3 protein-coding genes are annotated in these 20,618 nt (G+C 62.8%); 2 read left to right on the forward strand and 1 reads right to left on the reverse strand.

The features are described from left to right. Positions 1 to 1,327 precede the first annotated feature (1,327 nt). Both ACILSO_RS01255 and ACILSO_RS01260 read left to right on the forward strand, forming a co-directional pair. Entirely contained in the window at positions 1,328 to 7,855 is a 6,528-nt protein-coding gene (locus tag ACILSO_RS01255; protein WP_395735532.1) for a hypothetical protein, read from the forward strand. 9 nt (positions 7,856 to 7,864) lie between these two features. Beyond that, positions 7,865 to 19,528 carry a tetratricopeptide repeat protein gene (locus ACILSO_RS01260; RefSeq protein ID WP_395735533.1) on the forward strand — a complete coding sequence of 3,888 codons (11,664 nt, stop codon included), beginning with the start codon at positions 7,865 to 7,867 and terminating at the stop codon, positions 19,526 to 19,528. Here the strand turns inward: ACILSO_RS01260 and ACILSO_RS01265 are convergent. Beyond that, positions 19,488 to 20,573, reverse strand: coding sequence for a glycosyltransferase family 4 protein (locus ACILSO_RS01265; protein ID WP_395735534.1), 1,086 nt, complete (start codon positions 20,571 to 20,573; stop codon positions 19,488 to 19,490). The genes ACILSO_RS01260 and ACILSO_RS01265 overlap by 41 nt on opposite strands. Between the last annotated feature and the right edge of the window lie 45 nt (positions 20,574 to 20,618).

Below are 20,618 nucleotides of genomic sequence, written 5' to 3' on the forward strand. Positions count from 1 at the left end.
AGCGCCTGGGTCGAGTGCTCCCGCATCGAGGCCCGCATGCTCGACTTCGCCGCCGCACTCGCCTCACTCGACCGCGCCGCCGCCGCAAAACCCGAGGCCTCGCTCTCCCTGGAAATCACCAAGCTCCGCGGCCGCGCCCTTCTCCGCCTCGGCAAGAGCGAGGAAGCTCTCGCACTCTGGAAAAACCTCGCCGCCTCGCATCCCGATGACCAGGACCTCCACGAGGAGATCACCGACCTCTTCGTCGATGAAGGCCAGTTTGAAGCCGCGCTGGAATCCGCACGCGCCCTCGCAGAGCGCACCCGCGACCCCGTCGCCAAAATCACCCGCCAGCTTCGCCTCGCGGACATCCTGCAGCTCGCCGAACGGCGCGATGAAGCCCTCGCCACACTCGACACCGCCCTCGCCGCCACCGGCGCAGACACCTGGATCGAAGGCGACATCCTCACGCGTCTCGATCACCTCTTCCGCATGAGCGACGACCTCAGCGGCCTCGAGCAGCATCTCGCCTCCTTGATCAAAACCCATCCCCAGCGCGTCACCCTCGCCTGGCAGCACACGCAAAACCTCGCCGCCACCGGCCAAAACGACGAGGCCCTCCAAAGCGCGCGCACCCTCCTGCAATCCAACCCCGGCCGCCGCGACCTGCGCGATGGATTTCTTGATCTCCTGGAATCGCTCGACTCCATCCCCGAAGCCGTCGAGCAGGCCATGCTCATCGTCGCCCAAAACCCAGGAGACAAAGAACTGCTCATCCGCCTCGCAACCCTGCAGCATCGCGCCGGCGATGCCACCGCCGCTCGCACCACCCTCGAAACCTTTCTGGCCGCTGACGCCGAGAACGAATCCTCCCACCTCCGCATCGCCCGCATGCTCGAGAACTGGGAAGACCCGCCATCCAAGCCCGACTCACCCGCCGCCAAAGCCTACCTCCGCCTCGTCACCACCTTCCCGCAAAGCATCAGCGCCCAGGAGGCCCAGGCCCAGTACCTCCACCGCAATGGCCGCCGTGAAGAGGCGCTCGCCATCTGGCGTCTCCTCGCCAAAACCGGTTCTCTCGAAGATCTCCTCCGCATAGTCCAGGCCTTGCAGGCACGTCTCGAGTCACGCACCGCCCTCGATCTCCTCCTCTCCCGCGAATCAGACTTCGCCACCCAGCCACGCTTCCTCGCCCTCCTCGTTCAGCAGGCCATCGCCAACAAAGAATTCGACCGCGCCCTCCCCTGGGCACGCGCCCGCCTCCGCCTCATGCAGGACTCCGATGGCGTCGAGGCAGCCCTCAAAGACATCCGCTTCATCGTGCGCGGCGAACTTGCTGCCCCACTGCTTGCCGAGCTGCAGGCCATCCCCGCCCTCCCCCCAGGACCGCTGCTTCCTCGCCACCCTGCTCGATCTCAGCGGCAAAACCGTCGAAGCCGAAAAGCTGCTCAATGCCGAGCCTTCCTTGATCTCCCTCAGCCAGCTCATCCAGATTTATCAGGCCCACACCGACTGGCCCAAAGCCGCGCAGACACAGCAGCGCATGCTCGATCTTCCCGGCGGCCGCACCAGCGCCAGCCTCCAAAAACTCGTCGATCTCCACCGCCGCGCCGTGCAGCCGGAGCAGGCGCTCAAATACCTCGCTGAATGGAAAACCCTTTCCCCCACCGCCGTCCAGCCCTGGCTCACCGAAGCCCGCATCCTCGAAGAAACCTTTCATCCCGAGGCCTCCCTCAAAGTCCTCCGCCTCGCCCTGCGCAAATTTCCCGACGCCACCGAAGTCGCCACCGCATGTGCCACCGCCTGCCTCAATGTGGGCCAGTCCGCCGAAGCTGAACGCATCTACCTCGCCATCTACGAAAAGACCACCGACCCCGCCTCCCGCCTCCGCCAGCTCGGCCCCCTTGCCCTCGCCGCACGCAGTCATGACGGCCTCCCAAAGCTCATCGAAAACTTCACGCAACGTCAGAAACAAAACCGCGCCTCCGCCTACCCCTGGCTCGCGCTCGCCGAGATCCACCGAGCCACCGACAACGACGAAGAACGCCGCCGCTGCCTTTACGAAGCCTCCCGCCTCCGTCCTCAGGATCTCTCCCTGCTCCTCGAAATTTCCCGCAGCGAAGAAGAGGAAGGACTCACCGTAGAAGCCCTGCGCGCCCTCGAGACCGCCGCCAGGCTCGACAAAACCACCCGCACCCGCGAGCGCCTCGCCCGTCTGCAAATCGAAAAAGGCGATCCCGACACCGGCTACCGCATCCTCTCCGAACTTGCCGGCAGCAGCACGATGGATGCTCGCGAAATCGAGCAGATCGCGAACGTCATCGCCTCCAAGGATGACTGGGAGCGCGCCGTCCTCTTTCTCGATCCCCTCCTCGAAAAGCACCCGGCGGACTACCGCCTCCACTACCTCCACGCCGTCGCCCTGGAAGAAGCGGGCCGCGAGCCCGCCGCCGTGCAGGCCTTCATGCGCGTTCTCGCCATGCATGAAGAACTACCCAGCCTTCCAGCACCCGCACCTGCCCCCGTGCTGCCGCACAGCCGGCCTCAGAACTCCTTCACACTTCAGGACTTCCCCCCCGGCACCGCAGACTGGCTCTCACTCCCAGACATTGCCGGCACGGCTTATGCATACCGCGTCGAGAGGATCAACCCCCGCCAGTCGAACGGCACCGGCTCCCAGATCGCCCTTCCCTCCAGCGTCGTCGCATCCCCCACCTACGCCCTGGCTCACGTGCTGCAGATCATCAGCGCATGGCCAAAAAGCGAGCAGCAGCCCCTGCTGCGCCAGTTGCAGCGCGAAGGTGTCGCCCACGCACCGCTCCTCATGGAGATGGCCGTGCAGTCCCCGGATTTTCTTGTCACCGAGGATCTGCTCGCGGCCCATCCGGAGGATGCCGCATTGCATGCCTCATGGCTGTTCACTCAACAGTCGCGCAGGGACAGGCCACCTCATGCCACTTCATACCAGCAATGCTACGAACTGTTCAAAGACAGCTACACCAGGCTCGCGCTCAACGCCGCCCATGGGGCCCTCACCGATGCGGAATCGGAAGCCGATGCCAGCACATGGGCGCAGCGCATCATCGGTCTTTGCGAGCCGCTGCCACGCTCCACCACCGATGAATGGACCACGCTGAAAAACCTCCTTCCCAGCCAGGCTGGCAGCCCCCCGGCATCAGAGACATACCCACTCCTCACCCTCACTCCGGCGCAGTCGCAGGCCGTCATCGCCATTCTCCGCCGCTGGATGCTGGCCATGGAGAGCAGCCAGCTGGACGACATGGAAAACATGCTCGGGGCGCTCGTCGAAGCCCGCGCGTGGGATGTCGTCGTCGAATGCCTGCAGCGCATGATCACCCTTGAAGCGCAGCAAAAGGCCTTGCCGCCTCAGTTGAATGTCTTGCAGGCGAACCCCCTTCCCCTCTCCGCCACCGCCGCTCATCTGCCCCCCTTTGCAGCCAGAATGCTCACGCAGCTTCTCGAAGAGATCCGTGCCAAATCCACCACTGAAGAAGACGAGGAAACCCGTCTCATCGCCGCCTTCCAGGCCGCCATTCAGCCCCGGCTTGCCACCATCTCCGACCCTCCCCTCAAGTTCATGCTCGGCATGCTCTGCCAAAAAAGCGCCTCGCTGCTCGCGGAGATCCAGCCGCGCTTGTCCACCCCTGCCGCCACGGCGGAAGACTTCCTCACCGCAGGCTGGATCTGCCAGGAGTCCAGCCAGCATGCCGCCGCCATCGCTCATCTTCAGCAGGCAAAATCACTCATCACGTCCAATGACCTGCGCCTTCAAACGGTCAACGCCATCCTCTTCAATGCGCAGAAGCTGGCGGGGGCGGACGAGGCCGCCGTGGCCGCCCAGGCTCCCGCCATCATCCGCTCCACCCTTGAGTTCGTGCTCCCGTTTGCCACCACCCGCGCTGACAAAGAGAGCCTCGTCAGCCTGATGGAAAAAAACGACATGCATGCCGAGGCGGAAAAGCTCCGCCAGTCGCTCCCCAATGCTTCCGTCCCCGTCCTCGCGCAGTCCACCGCCGCCATCGTCAATCCCTACGCCCGCGCATTGCTGCAAACAAAATCCGGCGGCGGACTCGATGCGCTGGAGCGCCTCTTTACCCAAAACAACGCCTCCGGCGCCCTCAATGAAGCACGCCGCCTCATGCGCAGGATTGCCGCGGACTGGCACAAGCCCTTTCCGCAGCAGCAGTCCACACAAGCCCAGGAAGCTCTAAAGTTGCTTCTTTCCCGGCTGGACGTCGAGGGCCTGCGCCAGCCTCTGCTCCTGAGCATCAAGACCGCCGCCGCCTCCAGCTGGCAGCAGCGCCAGGACTACGCCGCCACGCTCGCCATGCTCCATGACTCCAGTCTGGTGTTCCCGAACAACGATGGCGACCGCACGCTTTCGACCGACGAGCTGCTCTCCCGTGCCATCGCAGAATACAGTTCCGTCCTTGAAGCCAATCCTCAGGGGCATGCAGCCCGCTTTCGCCTGGTCCTCCTCCTCGCCCAGACCAACGCCCGCGCCGCGCTGCAGCACTGGCTTGCTTTGCCAGAGGCCCGGCAGCCGGAGGTGCCTCTCGCCCTCGCTCAGCAGCATGTTTACGGCGCCGAACCCGCGGCCAGGTCCATCGCCCATGCGCGCCTCACCGCTCAATGGCTCAAAAACGTCAACCCCTCGGACCCCATGCTTGCCAGATGTTCGTCCGGCATCTCTGAGCTGCTTTTTCAGGTCCAGATGAGCGGTCCGGACCACCCGGCCCTTTGGGAGATTTCATCCCCCGCCCCTCCGCGGCTCGGCGGGTCCAACAGTGAGATCAACAACGCCGGGATGCCCGGGCTCAGCGAGTCCGCACGCAGGGCGCGGCACGAGCGCCGCCTCGCCCATGACACATTGTGTCACGCACTGGTATCCATCCCCGCGCTCGCCGGCCAGGGCTTCAGTCCGCTTGCTGGTCTCGCCATGCTGGAGGGCCGAAATGTGGAGGACATCGAAAAGATCGCCCTGCAGATCATGTCCTCTCAGACCAGCCCGCAGATCCGGCGCCAGCTCAAAAGTCCGCGCTCGTCCCCGGCTTTGATCGACGACATCAACCGCAGCTTTCAGAGCAGCGATCTCACCGCACAGCCGTCTCCCGCCGTTTTTGCCACTTGGAGCGCTGCGCAGCGTGGCGATGTCCGCACACTCGAGGACGTCGTCTTTCCCGCGATCCTCAAAGCCGGAGGCCAGACACTCCTCGACTTCTGCCGTGGCTATGCCGCCCTCCTTTTGTCCGGCGATCAGGAGTTTTCCGCCGCTGCCGCCACCTGGCTCCGGCCCTGGGCACGCCAGGCGAACACCTTCAGCTCTCGCAGCATGGCACGTGAGATCGTTCGCCTGTGGACGGCCCGCCAGATCAGCGCCCCCTTGGATGACCTCTTCATCGAGCACCGCGCAGCCATTCTGCCAGACACCAACCCGTTTTCCTACAACCTTCACCGCAATGCACTCGATGACTATGCTCTCGCGCTCATGCGCCGTGATGCTGAGTCATTGCCTCGTTTCATCCGTCGCATGCGCGATGTGCTCGTCAGCCCTGAGGCCTCCACCCGCCGGCAAATCCTCGGCGCCATGCGCGAAAAAGAGCAACGTGGCAGGCAGGCCCGCTACACCCCGGTGGAGCGCAGCACCGCGCAATATGAGAACTGGCTGCGGCTCCTCGTTCGAAATGGAAACAGCTGCTATGCCGCCTTGGAGAGCGCCGCGGAGGATGGCATGCTTGAGTCCTCGGACTGGATGGACCAGCTCGATCCCGCCGAGCTGAAGGCACGCATGCGGACTCCGGATGACTTCATCCGCGTCTCTCGCGCGCTGGGCTTCCTTCACCAGCCGCAGGCTGCAGCACTCCCCACGTTTGCCAGTACCCGCCTCAAGCACCAGGCTCTGATGGCCTCCCTCGCCACCTCCTTCCGAGACCTGCAGGAAGATCAAGTCATTCAGGCCACCATCGCCCAGATCGGCGCGGAGCCTTCCTCCGGTCTCCCGGCCCACTTGCTGCAGGCCATGCTGGTGCGTGCCCACATCACCTCCCTCTCGCTCGAAGGCTCACCGGTTCCGCTTCAAGCCGCGGATGCCACCAGCGACCGCGATCTCAGGCAGGCTGCGTTTCACCTTGTGCTGCTCCGTCATGCCAGTGGAATCGCCTCTCTTCCTCCGGAACAGCGCCAAAATCTTGGAGACTTCCTCGCCAGCCAGCTCCCCGCTTTCCCCAAACTCGAAATCGCGGACGAGGCGTTTATGCGCGCCGTGGCTCCCATCCTGCGCGCCGAGGCCGATGGCCTGCGTCAGCAGGCGGAAACCATGCTCGCCTGCAAGACCTGGGAGGAGTTCACCCATGCTCAAAGGCCTGGTGAAGACCTTCCCCAGTTCCTGGTCAAATTCGTGGCCACTGATCAGGCGCACTCCACAGCGGTTGCGCACCATGCGTTGAAGTTGCTGCACATTGGCAGGCTGCAGCGTGTGGCCGCAGCAGAGGCATCTTCTGACACTCCTTCCAGCCGTCTCATCATGTCTCTGGCCCGCGTGCCGCCGCTGCTCGGCACCTCACTCACCCTGGCCGAAGAGGACGGCCTGGACCAGTCCCTCGGCTGGTGCGGCAAGTACAGCTTTGTCTTTGAAGAGGCCCTCAAAAATCCCGACACCACATTCTGTGTGTTTCAGGACACCCCCTTCACCGCAGATGCCTCCGCCTTCCGCGACCTCCGCGTGGACGATCTGAATGAGCCCACGCTCCTCGCACGCATCATCAACTGCGTCGAGCATGAACGCGAGATCAGCGCAAGGCTCAGCAAATGGCTGGCCCGCCAGCCACCCACTTTTGGCACCCGCCTGCTCCAGGCCTTCATGCAGCGCGGCTCCGCAGATCCACCGGGGCTGCTGAGTTTTTACGACGAGCCCCGCCGTCCGGACGGCTCCCACCTTCTCGACTTCATCCGCCAGCACCACCACGACTTCACTCTCATTTCTCCTCAGAGCGCCGGCCCCTTGCTCGCCTTACTCCATGCGCGCCTGCCGGACCTGAAGACTCGCATGGCATCAGATCCCGCGCTCCAGGCCGCCCTTCAGCCGCTTGTCGAGGCCGACTCACGTCAGCTTGACGCAGCAGCGGCAGCCTTCCTTCAGTTCATCAATCTGAAGCAGGCCCGCTGCACCGAATACGAGCTCATGCAGCAGGGCCAGCTGCTGATCGAGCGGCTCGCTCCCGTGAACAAACCCCGCGCCATCGAAGTGCTCGACCACGTCAGCAAGATCATGGCCACTGAGGGGATCCTTGCTCAGAGCCGGGGCAAAGTGCAGGCGCCGCACCTCACATCCGTCGCCCAGTGGCTGCAGTTTGCCGCCCTCACTCCGGAAGTCTTTGATGAAATCATGCAGCGTGCCACTGAGTGCGGCGCGGCCCGCAATGGTGTCTGGATGCAGCGCGCGCTCGTCCACGTCATGGACATCCACCACCTGCGGCACAAGCCCGAACGCCTCATGCCGATGCTTCAGGCCGGTCATCTGCTCGATCCCCTCGCCACATTCAATCCCTGGCCCGTTCCCCAGTCCGAAAATCCGCACACCCTGGTCGAGGCATGGCAGGCGGAGCTTCAGCACCACACCGGCCTCATCGCGGCCCTCACCGCGCGCAAGCCGCGCACCTTCGGCTCCGACCTCCTGCTCCTGCTCAGCACCAGCAACCCCACAGATGAAAGCATCGCCGCCTTCGCCAGATCCTACGCCGCCGACTTCGCCGCCGCCGCACCCGAGCAGCAAAAAATCCTCACCCATTTTTTCCAGCTTCAGCCGTGGGCAAAGATCATCCTGCCGCTTTTGCCCGCCACACCATCGGACCGGTAATCCCTCCCCATGCACCCACGCATCGTCCTGTTTCTTCTGCTGCTGTCTCTTGGTGCACGCGCACAAGTACCAGCGCCCGCACCAGCAGTACCAGCGCCCGCGCAGCGTTACCTCGACATTCTCGTCAGGCGCCCCCAGCCTGGCACGCTCTTCGAGCGCTTCTACGCCGCTTGGCTGGAGGAACACAGCGCCGCGGAACTCGGCGCTTACCTCGACTCCAAGTCCAAGCTCCCCTCCGCCACTGCCTCGGATCACCTCCTCCTCGCCATCTACCACGCCCATCGCGGCGATGACCCGGCGGCTCTCTCCTCCTACAAGGCCGCCCTGGAGATGGACCCCGCCAATGCCTCCGCCTGGATCGAGCGCTCCCGCCTCGAAGCCCGCTCCATCGACTTCGCTTCTGCTTTGAAGTCTCTCGATGAAGCCCTCAAGGCCAAGCCCGATGCCGCCAGCTCCGTCGAAATCGGCAAGCTCCGAGGCCGCGCCCTCATGCGCCTCGGCCAGAACGTGGTCGCACTCCGCACCTGGCACGACCTCGCCGCCTCTCATCCCGATGACGAAGATCTCGCCGAGGAAGTCATCGACCTCCTCACCGACGAAGGCCAGTACGACTCCGCCCTCGATGCCGCCCAGTCCTTGATCAAGCGCACCCGCGATCCCGTTTCCAAAGCCCTGCGCCAGCTTCGTCTCACCGATATCCTCCTTCTCGCGGAGCGTCGCGATGAAGCTCTCAAAAACCTGCGCGACACCCTCGCCGCCACCGGCTCAGACACCTGGATCGAAGGCGATGTCCTCGGCCGCATCAGCCGCGTCTTCCGCATGAGCGATGACGTGGAAGGACTTGAAAAGTTCCTCGCCTCCCTGGCCAGAGAAAACCCGCAGCGCACCGCCCTCGCCTGGCAGCATGCCAGGCTCCTCGCCGAGTCCGGTCAGAAAGACGCGGCGCTTGCCCAAGCCCGTGCCCTCCTCCAGTCCAATCCCGGCCGGCGCGATCTCCAGGAGGGCTTCCTTGATCTCCTCGAATCCCTCGACCTCATCAAGGAAGCTGTTCAGCAGGCACACACACTCTCCCAGCAAAACACTGCCGACAAAGAACTCCTCATCCGCCTCGCCAGCCTTCAGCACCGCGCCAGGGATGACACCGCAGCGCAGGCCACGCTGCAGCGCTTCCTTCAGGCAGCAGGTGCCACCGAGGCCGACTACCTCCGCGTCGCCCGCCTGATGGAAAACTGGGAGGAATCACCCGTGCAGCCAGGCAGTCCCACCGCTCTTGCTTACGCCGCTGTCGTTGAAAAATACCCTGCCAGCATCGGCGCTCAGGAGGCTCAGGCCCACTACCTCCACCGCGCCGGCCAGCGCGATGCCGCACTCGCCATCTGGACCCGCCTCGCCAGATCCGCATCTTTGGAAGACCTCCTCCGCATCACCCAGGCCTTGCAGGCACGCCAGGAGTCACGCACCGCGCTCGATCTTCTGCTTCCACGCGAAAAGGACTTTGCCGATGAACCCCGCTTTTTCGCACTGCTCGTTCAGCTCGGCATCGCCAACAAAGAACTCGCCCGCACCCTTCCCTGGGCACGGACCCGCCTGCGCCTCGCACAGGATGCCGAATCCATCGAGCCCGCCGTCAAAGACATCCTCCTCGCGCTGCGCAGTGATGAAGAAAACAAGCTCTCCGCTCCTCTCCTGCAGGAGCTTCAGACCTCCGGCACTCTCACCATTCAGGACCGCTGCCTCCTCGCCACATTGCTCGAAACAGCAGGCAAAAAAGCCGAGGCTGAAAAAGCCCTCAACGACGCTCCCTCAGAGGACAAGCTCATCGCCCTTTCCCAGCTCGCGCAGTTGTTCCAGATCCGCCAGGAATGGGCCAGGGCCGCGCAAACGCTGCAGCAGGTTGTCGATCTTCCCGGAGCACGCACCACCGCCCGCGTCCAGCGCATCGCGGACTTTTACCGCCGTGCCGAAAAGCCCGAACTCGCTCTCACCTGGATCGCCGAATGGAAAAAGCTCTCTCCCTCCGCGGTGCAGCCATGGCTCGATGAGTCCCGCCTGCTCATCACACTCAGGCGCACCAAGGACTCCCTCAATCTCCTGCACTCCGCCATGCGCAAATTTCCGGACAACATCGAGCTGGCCTCCAGCTACGCCACTCTCTGCCTGGAAAACGGCCAGCCCGAGGAGGCGGAGCAGACCTACCTCTCCCTTTACGAAAAAACCACGGATGCCAATGCCCGCCTCCGCCTCATCGCTCCGCTCGCACTCGCCGCCCAGCAGCACAACAGCCTGCCCCGCCTCATCGAAAACTTCCAGCATCGCCAGAAGCAAAACCGCGCCAGCGCCCAGCCCTGGCTCGCCCTCGCCGAAATCCACCGCGCCATCGGCAACGATGAAGAGCGCCGCCGCTGCCTCTACGAGGCCTCGCGCCTGCGCCCGCAGGATCTCGCCCTGCTTCTGGACATCGCCCGCAGCGAAGAGGAAATCGGCCTCACCGCCGAAGCCCTCCGCACCCTCGACACCGCCGCCAAGCTCGACAAAACCACCAAGACCCGCGAAAACATCGCCCGTCTGCAGATCGAAAGCGGTGATGCCGACCTCGGCTACCGCATGCTCTTCGAGCTCGCCGGCGGCAGCCAGATGGACGCCCGCGCCCTGGAGCAGATGGCCGACACCCTCGCCGAAAAAGGCGAATGGGAGCGCGTCATCGTCTTCCTTGAACCCGTGCTCGAAAAGCACCCGACGGACTACCGTCTCCATTACCTCAATGCCGTGGCCTTGGAGGAGTCAGGCCGCGAAAAAGAAGCCGTACGCGCCTTCATCGCAATCATCAGCATGAATGAGGAGCTCCCCAGTGTGCAGAGCACCGGGCGCAATGTTGGTCTGCGTCGCAGCAGCTACTTCAGCAGCGTTTCCCTGCCGCCCGGCACGGAGGACTGGCTGGTGCTTCCTGGTATGGCCCAGGCCGCGTACGTTCACCGCCAGAAGCAGGGCGGCCGTGCCAGCTACGGCTCACACAATTCCTCTGGCGGCAGCGCCTCAAACGGTTTCCCTTCCAATGGCTTTGTGCAGCAGGCTCCCGGCGTCACGGAATCCCCCGTCCTCGCTCTCGCTCATGTTCTGCAGATCATCGCCATGTGGAATGTTGCCGACCGCGAGCCTCTACTGCGCAGTCTCCGCCAGGCAGGCATTAAAGACGCTGACCTCCTCCTCGCCGCCGCTGAGGCCTCGCCCCAGCTCGTCATCACTCCCGAGATGCTGGCGGAGCAGCCGCAGAACACCACGCTTCATGCCGCATGGCTCCTGCAGCCTCGCTCAACCGACGCCGAGGAGTCTCTTCCCGTCTGGGAGACCTGCTTTCAGCTTTTCCAGAAGCCCTACCCTGCTCTGGCCTTGCGCACCGCATCGCTCGCCTGGCGCGTCGCTGGAGATCAGTCCCCCGTCTGGGCGCAGCGCATCATAGCCCTCTGTGAGGCTTCGCCCAAAAGAGGCTACGCCGAGCGCCAGATCCTCCTGGGCATGCTGCGCAGCCAGTCAGACCTCTTTCCCCAGCAGAATGCCAACACCTCCAAGCTCAAGCTCAGTGCGGAGCAGCTTCTCGACATCAAGGAAATTTTAAAACGCTGGGTGCGCTCCTCCGAGGACATGCGGGACTACAACATCAACGAGGAGATCAATGCCTTTGCCGCGGTCAAAGACTGGGAGGCCGTCGTGGAGGTCATTCAGTTCCAGCTCAGCCTGCCGGAGAAGCCGCAGGCTCAGCTTCCCTCCTTTGCAAACTCCCGCTCCGGCGCGCGCTTTTCCGGCCGCGCTGCAGGCTTTCATCCTGCCCCCCTGCCCATGCCTTCCACGTCGCTCAGGCTGCCGCCAGAAATCCTCAGCTGGGTCTCCCCCTTCTCCCAGGTTCAGTCTTCGGAAGAAGATTCCCGCCTCTCGGATCTGCAGGTGCAATGGCAGAAGGAATTCCGGGCTGGCATGCGCCCCTTTGCGGACAAGGCCCAGGACCCGAGGCTTAAGTTCATTCTCCGCCTGATGCTCGGAGATGAAAAAGCCCTGCTCGACGAGCTCGCCCCTCGTCTCAGCGGCAACGCTTCCCTGGACGATCTCCTCTTCGCCGGCTGGCTCTGCCAGCAGCTCAATCAGTCGGACAAAGCCCTCGCCTATTTCCAGCTCGCCCAGGTGCTCGTCACAGAGCCGGACAAGATTCGCCAGCTCGATCTCGCCATGCTGTTTCATACCATGAATGTGCAGCGCAAGTCCGGAAAGGCGGACTTCAAAAAGCTCACCGCCTCCATGCAGTTCACGCTCGAGCGGCTGGCTCAGGCCGCCTCCACTCCGGACGAGAAATTCCAGCTCTCCCAGGTCTTGAACAGCATGGGCCTGCAGGAGGAGGCGCTGAAGATGGGCAAGGCCGCGCGCGCCGGTTCCGGCACCCCTCTGCACGCGAGCGCCCCGCAGATCACCAATCCCTACGCGCGCAGCTTTTCCCACCAGCAGAACCAGCCCAGGCGCGTCTCCATCGAGTCTCTGCTGAACAAAGGCGACAAGCCGGCCGCGGTGCGCGAATTGGTCAAGCAGGTCCGCGCCGCCGTTCAGGGCTGTCTCAATCCCCAGAACAGCTCCAGCGCCCATCACCAGCTCCACAACGTCATCAAGGTTTTCGAGCAGCACAAGCTCGCCGATGAAGTGATGAAGGCCATGCAGGCCTCCGCCGCCGCAGGTTGGAAAAGTCAGCAGGAATATGCTGTCCTTCTTGAGCACACCGGACTCCAGACCTCGCCCGCCATTGAGGCTCACCGCGCCGTCATCGCCGCCAATCCACGCGCCTACGCATCCCATGAGCGCCTCGCCACCCTGCTCGCCGTCGAAGGAGATTTCCCGGCCGCGCTTGAACATTGGAACGCCATGCCTGCCGCCACCCAGGCTCTGTATGTCCCGGCTCTCGTCCACGAGCTCAGTGAGCGCAGCGATGTCTCCATCCCCCGCCCCGCAGCTCTCTCCGGTCTTCTCTCCGCATGGCTGCGCGCCCTGCCCGCAGACCGCCCGCTGCCGGCAAACAGCGCCCAGCACTTCAATCAGGCTTTGAACGCCCTCCAGAACAGCGATTCCGGCCAGAACCTTTCCTACCCGGACCTCTGGGCCCCCTTCTCAAAAGAGGACTCACGCAATGGACGCCGCTGGTCCTTCAATGAAGACGGCTCTCTCAAGCTCACGCCCGAAAGCCAGAAAGCGCGCGATCTGCGCCGTGCGGCTCATGACGAGCTGTGTCATGCCATGCTGCGTCATCCGGAGCTCGCCAGCCTGGGCTTCGCGCCCCTCGCAGGTCTGGCCATTTTCGAGAATCGCGGGCTCGATGAAGTCGAAAAAATCGCTCTCGACCTGCTCAGCCTGTTCTCCATGCCCAAGGTGAAGCGGCTCCTCGTGTCTCAAGGTTATGGCCGGCAGTACTCAGGCGGCAGCGAACTCGTTTCGCCTTTCAACTCCATGTTCGCCACTCCGGAGCGCATCGCCATGCCTCTGCCCTCTGTCTTCGCCGCCTACAGCGTCGCCATGCGCGGAGATCAGCGCATGCTCGATGAAGTGGTCCTGCCTGCCATCCTCAAATCCTCCGGCAAGACCGCCGAGGAATACTGCCGCGCCTACGCTGCCGTTCTGACTGCGGACGACTCCCATTTCCTCTCCGCCGCGACGACATGGCTGAAACCTGCGGGCGCCATCGATCCCTATGGCACCCAGCAAAAAGGCGGACGCCTGGGCGAACTCGTCCGCGTCTGGCAGATCCGCGGCATCAAGGCTCCCCTCGACCAGCTCTTCCTGGAGCAGGACCCGAGGCGCACCGGCTTTCAATACGGTTACATCCCCGAGGCTCTCAACACCTACGCCCTTGCTATTGGCCAGCGGGATCCCGAGTCCATGCGCACTTTCATCCGCAGCCTGCGTGACCGCTGGATCGGCGCCACCCCTGAACTGCGCGCCCAAAACATCGCCGCCTGGCGAGAGTACCAGAATCGGCGCCGCAGCCGTGCTCCCGTGCCGCCCTCGCAGGACCGGCAGGCCGTGGCATCCTACGTTCAATGGCTGCAAAACCTGCTGTCGGACCGTCGCGGCCTGCCACTGCTCCATCTCATCACGGAAGACGATCTGGCCTCCTCGCCAGAGTGGCTGAACGAGATCGCCAGTCGCTACATCTACAATGACAGGGCCTATGCCGTCGATGATTTCATGGAGATTGCAGATGCTCTCGGCTTCCTCGGCGAGTTCGGCTCTTTCCGCGTTTATCTTCTGGGCAGGGGCGAGCAACGCACGACGTGGTTCGGTGGTCTGGCGCTTCATTACCGGGAGACGTGGAATGATGAAACGATCAACTCCGTGCGGGCCCGGCTTGACCAGCGCAAGCCGACCCTGGGTGCCCATCTCATGCAGGCGCTCCTGCTCAAAAACAGCCGTGATGCGGCTCTGCACCGGGTGCTCCAGAACCATGAGAGTGACATCGCCAGCTTGTCCGCCACCGGCCTGAGCGAGCTGTCCGCGCTGCTGCGCATCGAGTTAAAGGGGTATCCGCAACCGGAGCAGATGGGGCAGGATCTCACTCACGCTCTGGGTCCGCTGCTCAAGATGGAGGCCGCGGCTCTCGTGCGCAAAGTTGACCAGGTTCTTGCCGCGAAAACGTGGAGCGACCTGAACGAGGACGAGTGGCAGTTCACCGATCATTTTCCCGCCATGATGCGTGACATGATTTTCATCGATCCTGTCAAGGCCTCGGCCGCATCACGCCATGCGCAGGAACTGCTGCGCTCCAGCCCGGTACAGCAGGAGCTCATGCTCAAAAAAGATCAGGGGCCGCCCGTCACGCTGATGCTGTGGAAGTTCGCGGAAAAGCCGCAACTGCTGCCCATCACCCTGGATCTGGCCGAGCAGCAAGGTCTGACCCGATCACGAGACTGGAACGGCCGCCTCGCCCACTACCTCAGCTCGTCCCTGGCAGATCGCGCCACCCTGCCCTTTATCTTCACGGAAGTCCCGTGGGTCGCAGAAGCGACGACGTTTCGTGATCCAAAGTATAACGACACCAACAAACCCACTCTGCTGGCGTATCTCGTGGACCAGATTGAGGGCTCGGAAGAGATAGCGACGGGGCTGCGTGAGCACCTGGCCAGACAGCCGCCCACGTTTGGCAATGAGCTCCTGCTGGCACTGCTGCATCCTTTTTCGGGTGATTACCGGTACCGCCGCAGTTTCTACAATGACACGCGTCCGGATGACTCGGCCATCCTGGCCTTCATCCAGAAACGCCGTGATGAACTGGGCAAACTCCAGCCTGATGCGGCAGCCAATCTTATGGTGCTGCTCAAGGCGCGCATCCCGGACCTGGAGGAGAAAGAAAGGAAAGACTCTGCGCTGAAACAAGCCCTGCAGCCTTTGCACATCGCCGAGGAGGCTGAGTTTGAATCCGACATCAGCCGCTGGATGCAGATGATCTCTTCGGGCGATGCGAATCAGGAAGACAGCGAAGCCAGCCTTCGCTGTGCACCTTTGCTGGACCGCCTGGCACAAACAGACAAGGCACGCGCCATCAAGCTGCTCGATCATATCAGCAGGCTGTTGGACCAGCAGGAGGGCCAGTACTACAATGGCAGCCAGAAAAGACAGCCACATCGAAATCTGGTGGGCGAATGGCTGAAAGATGCCACTCATGTTCCGGAACTGTTTGGCGAAGTCATGCAACGCGCTGAGGAAAGCGGGGCGGCGGGGAAAGACGACTGGATGGAGCAGGCGCTTGATCACGTCCAGCACCTGTCTCACTTCAGCGGCAAACCGCAGCGAGTCCTCGCGCTGATGGAGGCAGCCGGCATGCTCAATCCAGCGGCCACCTTCAACCCGCGCCCCATCCCACGTGCCATGGAAAAGCATCAGCGCCTGCAGGCGGGTCTGCCTGCGGACAGGCGATTCTCGCCGGATCAACGCACCTTCCAAACCACTCCCTTCACCCTGCTGGAGAGCTGGAAGTATGATTTGAAAGATGAGCGCATCGTGCCGGGGCTCGCGGAGGAACTGCAAAAGCGCCAGCCGCGCACCTTTGGCGTTGATCTGGTCATGCTGGCGATTGGCTCGAAGGAGGGCACGCCCGAAGCTTTTGCCAGAAAGTACGCTGATGAAATCGGTGCATGCACCATCGCCCAGCAGCAGATGCTCGCGGGCTATTTCGCACGCCAGCAATGGGCGGAAATCTTTGCCGTCAATGTTCCGGCCTTGAGTTCCGAGTTGGCTCCGATCCTGGAAAGAATGAAGGCCGAGAAGCAGGCGGCGGCTGAAAAACAGGCGGCCAAATCGCAGGCATTCATCATTGACCTGCTCCACACCAAAAAATGGGAGGAGATTGAAGACATGTATTATAAGACACCGCAACCTTCCGGCCAAGCAATGCCGCCCAACGGCATGCCACAGCAGCCATTCCCAGAAATGCAGCGACGTTCGGGATTCTACCCGCCTGGAGAGTCCAATCCAGCCATCGGAAGTCTGGTGTCGCAGTTGTTCCAGCTTGCCGCGCTCAACCCTGACAAGGCGAGGGAGGGACTGCGGCATGTTGCCAGCATCTATCACTCCCAGTTCCGGACCGAAGAATACGATCCCTTCCACAAGCCCCCGCTGGACTTGATGTTCAAAAGGTTGTGCAGTTCGCCGCCTTTGACCGCCACCGCGCTCAAGTTCGCAGCAACCACACGCCCCAGTGATGGCATCCCCTCATTTTCGTTCGGGGAGCCTTGGACGGAAGACACCTTGATCGATCTGGCGCTTCCCGCCACCACCCTGGCCAGTGCAGAAACCACCGCAGACGTGCTGGCTAAGATGGGCCTGTGCACAAGCGCAGCCGAATTCGATCCCGTGCTGCTGACGAACCTCAAAACGCGCAGCTTTCTGGAACTGGTGATCTGGAAACTCTGCAAGAAAGACGCGGACCAGCGCCAAAAGATCGCCCTGCAGCTGACGCAGAAAAAAGACGCGCCGTTTGGCAGCGTGCTGCTGGCAGCTGTGATCAGCGCACCTGATCATGGCATGAACGAAAACCTCGCCCGCTGCGCCGCCCAGTTTGCCCAGGTGCGGAAAGAAGCCGCGGGCGCCGTTCTGGCTGCATTCTCCAGCACGCACCCGGCACTGCTCAAAATCGAGCAGGCCGAACAGGCCGTTGGAGAGCTGGCCAGCTTTGCGCCGCTGTTTCAGCTGCGCGATGCCGAAGAGCAGGCCTACCTCGAAGCGGTGAAGGCGGAAAAGCCGAGGCTGGATGAGCCGTGCCGTGGGCGTGACGTGGTGGTTACGCGCGAGATTGTCCGACTGATGAACGGTGCCAAGACCGACGAAGCGATGCATCTGGTGCGTGCGTTCCGCCGCCAGCTCGAGCCCGAGGATGCGGCGGCACTCTTTGGCAAAGGCCGCTATCACCGCGATGGCGAGAAACTGAGCCACTTTCTGTGCCACCCAAAACTCCAGCCGGGGCAGGAAACCGCGCTGCTCGCCTGCCTGTTTCAAGCAGCGGCCCGAATGCCTGAAGTGAGGATGATGCCGGAGGATCTCCGAGGGCAGGACTACATCTATGGAGGCGGGGAGGTTTTCACCGAATGGGAGCAGCGTGGCGGACATGCGGCACCGGCGGCCGTGCTGGATGCGTTGGTGCGGGATATGGCCAAGCTCATCCCCCTTAACGGCACAGAGGGTCTCTGGCTGCCGCAACTGCACGACTTGCTCTCGCGCGTCAGCCCGCAGGAAAGGCGTGAGCTGAACGACTGGGCGACGAAACAGAACACGCCAGGTCTCAAGATCGTCGCCGATGAACTCAAGCTGGCCGGGACGCTTTTTGATTTCACTCAGCCGCTGCAGGCCGAGCCATGCAGCCCACGTCTGCTACAGCCCTCCTCGCCACAGGCGGAGAAAAACTTTGCTTCAGCCGCCAAGGAGGCCGCCGCGCTGCTTCAAGACGTCAAGATTCTGCCTCACGTGCGCCTTGCCCTCGCCTCCCACCTCACCTCCGCCTATCCCGGCCTGCTGAGCGAGGAAACACGGCAGCTCTGGGGGGAGGCTGCCGCGAGGGCGTGGCACGAAGGCAGCCCCATCACCCGTTTCGAAATGGAAACACTCCTCACGTCCGCCTCAGTGCTCCCAATGACTGATGCCTGGCGGCGCACTTGCGACCTGGCGCTGCAGCGCTGGCAGCTGCGCGAGACGAGCATGAATGAACGGAAGATGCGCTTTGTGGAAAGCAGCCTGCTGCCCTTCATCATGCGTTTCGCTGTCCGGTCCGGAGATATCCCGATGCTGGAGACGCTGCTGAAGCAACGGGATGATGACAGCCGCCAATGCACTGGCATCCTCCTGGAATCGCATGACTGGGATCACGCCGTTGGCGAACGGCTGCGTTCTGACTACCATCGTCTGCCCACCTTCCGCCGCGACCTTCGTGGCTGGCTGCCACCCGCAGCCGAGCCGATCAAAGTCACACAGTCGCAATCACCGGAAGCTGTCCTGCTGGCCGAAGTGCTTGCTTTGGACATCGACGACGATGCCACCCGTGTGCTGTATCCACATCAGCATTGGCTTCAGCGGAACGAGGGCCTTGAAGCGTTCGCCAAAAAGCTTTCAGCCACGCCGCTGCCCGTCCAGGTCGTGGACCGTGCCCGGACCTTGGTGAAACTCGGAGTGGCAAGTCCGATGGCAGCGCGACACGTGCTGGCACAGTTTGATGCCGTGGCGAAGGTCCTCACGGCTGATTCGTTCAAGGACACCAATTCCAGCCTTCGTCTCTGGACGGACTTCCTGGCCATTCATGCGGCGCTGAAGCTGAGCACCGGTGATTATGTGACGGCTGACAGCCATCTGCAGCGAGTGAAAAGTGATCCGCTGGTCTTAAAGAACCAACCATCCACCGCAAACACGAAGTCCGAATATCGCCACACGCTTTTTTTCTGCCTGGTTCAATTCTGGCAGGCAGGTCTGGCGCGCGAACCGGAGAAGATCGCGCGACTCGCAGTGCTGAACGATTCCACGAAGGGCTATGACGACCACCGCTTCTCAGTACCTGAGCTAAAATTCGCGCTGGAGACCTGGCAGTCCGTGCTGAAAAACGAACCTGTACCTGCCGCTGCAGACGTCCCCAAAATAACCAGTTACAATGACCCGGATCTCACCCTCGCGATGGTGGCGGCCATTGGCGGCACGGGAGCAGAGCGGCTGACCTACCCGCAGCGGCTGAATTTTTACGCCCGTCTTCTCAGTCAGACATCCTTGCTAAAACACCACCCTTCCGCATTGGATTCGCTGGTGAAGAAGCACTATTTTGACGAACAGGAACTGCTTCAGCAACGGGATGCAGCAGTCGCGGCGCTGCAGATGATTCCGCCGGATCATCTCCACGCCCTCGCCTGCTTTATGCGGCCGCATGATCTTGCCGACACCGCCGCGACGCTGTGGGAAAAGGCCGCAAAGCAAACACCGGACACCACCTCCAGCCAACTTCTCAACCTCTGGCGGCTCAATCGTACCAGCGCTCTGATTCGTCTGAAAAAACTCAATGAGGCTCGCGTCTGCCTGGATGAAATGAAGGAGCAGAATCTGACGCTGGCGAATCTGCAGCAGCGTCAGGCTCTGCTCAAGCTCCTCTCACAGACAGCTCCAGCACCTGCAAAGTGAGCATCACGTTTACCTCCAGATCCAGCGGCATGCGGGTTTTGACCGGGCCTGCATTGCCGCGCGCGCGCCAGTGGTTGACGCACATGCCCAGGGTGGCCAGGTCCCGGGGATCGTGCAGGACGTGGCCATTGATGCCGGAGTCGATCAGCTCGCTGGCGCCGTTGAAACTTGTGGTGATGACCGGGGTGCCAGTGGCCAGGGCCTCGCTCACCACATTGGAGCAGGGTTCGTAAATGGGCAGGAAGGTGAGCACATCGGCGGCGGCATAGGCCGCCTCCACATCTGGCATCGGGCCGGTGAGAATGACATTCGGCGGGATCTTGCCGCGCATGCGGTCTCGAGTGACCACAAGCAGCCTGAGGTGAGGATCATCGCCGCGTCCTGCCATGAATTTCAGCAGCCACGGCAGTCCTTTCCGCTCCCAGCCTGAGCCTACAAAAACCAGCACAAAGTCGTTTTCCTCAAGCCCGAAACGTTTGCGTGCCTTGGCCTTCGACACGGATGTGAAGCGCCGCGTCTCGACGCCATTGCGGATCGTGTGCACCCGCTCCTGTGGGAAGCCGGGAAAATGCTGCGCAATCTCATCGCGCACCATCTCGGAATTTACGATGATGCGTCCGGTGTTCTGCGGATCAAAGGTGCGCGCCTCCAGCTCCAGCATGTTGCGATGAAAAGCCCCGAGGCCCACGAACGGGCGCTTCCACCAAGGGGCAAACTGCCTGCGGCGCTCCAGCCACACGCGGTGCAGGCCGTCGCCTGCACGATAGACATCCTGCCTCACCGTGCGCTCCAGGCTGAAGACGCAGTCAAAGCGCTGGTGCTGCAACTCCGCGCTCACGGCTTCCGCAAAATGCAGCGGACGCTCCGCCCGCGAGCCATGGACGTTCACACTGTGAAACTGCACTCCCTGCGCCTGCCCCTGCCACTTTTCAGCAAACAAGTGCGTCTCATGCCCAGCGGCGGTCAGCGCCGCCAGCAGCCGCTGCACATACAGCTCGGCGCCGCCGGTGGCGGAGAACTGACGGCGGATGAGGGCGAGTTTCATGGGAGTGGCGCAAACGTCCCGTTTGCGGCTGGTGGTTGTGCGAAC

It is taken from the genome of Prosthecobacter sp. (assembly GCF_044226605.1).
GTDB lineage: Bacteria > Verrucomicrobiota > Verrucomicrobiia > Verrucomicrobiales > Verrucomicrobiaceae > Prosthecobacter.

Coding starts and splice junctions, on each gene's coding strand:
- ACILSO_RS01260 (WP_395735533.1), top strand. CDS start 7,865: ATGCACCCACGCATCGTCCTGTTTCTTCTGCTGCTGTCTCTTGGTGCA.
- ACILSO_RS01265 (WP_395735534.1), bottom strand. CDS start 20,573: ATGAAACTCGCCCTCATCCGCCGTCAGTTCTCCGCCACCGGCGGCGCC.